This is a genomic window from Bacillus sp. FSL K6-3458, assembly GCF_038005045.1.
In the GTDB taxonomy this organism is placed as follows: domain Bacteria; phylum Bacillota; class Bacilli; order Bacillales; family Bacillaceae; genus Bacillus; species Bacillus altitudinis.
Genome location: NZ_JBBOSI010000003.1, coordinates 1 through 1,383, shown reverse-complemented (window position 1 = coordinate 1,383; position 1,383 = coordinate 1). Strand labels below are relative to the sequence as shown.

The window sequence follows — 1,383 nt, the reverse complement described above, 5'->3', positions numbered from 1 at the left end:
TAGATGAATTAGTGCCTGAAGATCATCTTGTACGAAAAATTGATCAAGCGATCGATTTTGATTTCGTGTATGATCTTGTCAAAGATCATTATAGTTCTGATAACGGCAGACCAAGTGTGGATCCCGTTGTTCTTATTAAAATGGTTTTGATCCAATACCTATTTGGCATTCGCTCTATGCGTCAAACCATTAAAGAAATTGAAACTAATGTGGCTTATCGTTGGTTTATTGGATATGGATTTTCGGAGAAAATTCCGCACTTTTCTACCTTCGGTAAGAACTACGTGAGACGCTTTCATGATACAGATTTATTCGAACAAATTTTTTATCGAATCTTAAGAGAAGCGATGAAAAAAGGTCTCGTTGATCCATCTATCGCTTTCATTGATTCAACTCATGTAAAAGCAAACGCCAATAAGAAAAAACTTGAAAAGAAAATTGTTCGAGTAGAAACGAGAAGTTATCAAAATCAGCTTCATGAGGAGATCAATGTTGATCGTGAGGAACATGGAAAAAAGCCGTTACCCCTACAGAATAAGAAAGAGAAAAAAGAAATCAAGGTCAGTACAACTGACCCAGAGAGTGGCTACTATGTAAAGGATGAACGTGAAAAATTATTTGCTTATTCATTTCATACGGCTTGTGATTCAAAAGGATTTATTTTAGGATCACTGGTCACTGGTGGAAATGTTCATGATAGTCGTATGTTAGATTCACTCGTATCAAAGGTGACAAAGAAAGTCGGAAAACCCAATGTAGTCGCAGTTGATGCTGGATATAAAACACCATATATCGCCAAGTTTTTAATGGATCAAGAGATAAGACCTGTCATGCCTTACACCCGCCCGAGAACAAAAGCTGGTTACTTGAAAAAGAATGAATACGTATATGACGCACATTTTGATTGTTACATTTGCCCAAACGGGCAAATTCTTTCTTATCGTACAACGACTAGAGAGGGATATAAGCAATATGCGTCCGATTCAGAGGTATGTAAATCCTGCTCGTTTCTAGATAACTGTACACAAAGTCAAAATCACACCAAACAGATTCACCGACATATTTGGCAGGACTACCTAGACGAAGCAGACCATCTGAGACTCACTGAAATGAATAAGAACATCTATGCAAAACGGAAAGAAACGATTGAACGCGTTTTTGCGGATGCAAAAGAAAAGCATGGAATGCGATGGACGAAACTTCGAGGATTGAAAAAAGTTTCGATGCAGGCGATGCTTACTTTCGCTGCCATGAATCTTAAGAAATTAGCAAACTGGACATGGAAAGGACCTAGTCCAACGTAAGGTAACTGATCAATTTTATTAAATTAAGTGAAAACCCCACCTTTACTTGAAGTAAAGGTGGGGTTTGTCTACGGTCTGA

Annotated in this window: 1 protein-coding gene; it reads left to right on the top strand. The window is 37.8% G+C overall.

What is annotated here, in order from left to right:
• On the top strand, positions 1–1,304 hold a 1,304-nt coding region (locus MHH23_RS20090), incomplete at its 5' end, for an IS1182 family transposase (protein WP_340960160.1).
• Positions 1,305–1,383 lie beyond the last annotated feature (79 nt).